Genomic DNA, 458 nt, shown 5'->3' with positions numbered 1-458 from the left:
TTCTATTGGAAACACACACCGCTGTTCAGGAAAGCGTACGAAGCAAAAGAGCGTGCCAAAGGCATCAATATCCTCGTAGGCCCGACGACCCTGTCCAGCGCCTACTGGCACGCCCAACTCCCCACCCTCCGGCGCACCCTGGACAACCGTGGTCCTGGCTACTTCGAGCCCTCGCCCTGGCTGCCCGTGCGCTGGGCGCAGCACCAGCTCAAGGAGTTCGACGCCTCCCCCGTGCTTGGCTACCTACACCGCCCGATCAAGGTGCCGATGGTCGATGAACAGGGCAAACGCCTGAAACCCGCATTACGCGCCAAAGCCTTGCAGGCCGGCTGGTTGCAGGCCCTGGCAACCTTGCCGGAGGGCGAAAAGCCGCTGCGGGTGTTCTACGACAGCACCGACAACGTCGACGCCGAAATCGCCTTGACCCTCGCCCTGCACGCCCTGAACAGTGACGGCCA

The 458-nt window shown here is 63.3% G+C and carries 1 pseudogene; it reads left to right on the top strand.

The annotated features are described in order from the left end of the window. A pseudogene (locus ACQRAX_RS25590) lies at nt 1-458 on the top strand (type VI lipase adapter Tla3 domain-containing protein); the annotation flags it as partial.

It is taken from the genome of Pseudomonas sp. UM16 (assembly GCF_050312595.1).
Classification (GTDB): Bacteria; Pseudomonadota; Gammaproteobacteria; order Pseudomonadales; family Pseudomonadaceae; genus Aquipseudomonas.
The sequence above is the reverse complement of the archived record's forward strand: the minus strand, read 5'-3'. Positions and strand labels throughout refer to the sequence as shown.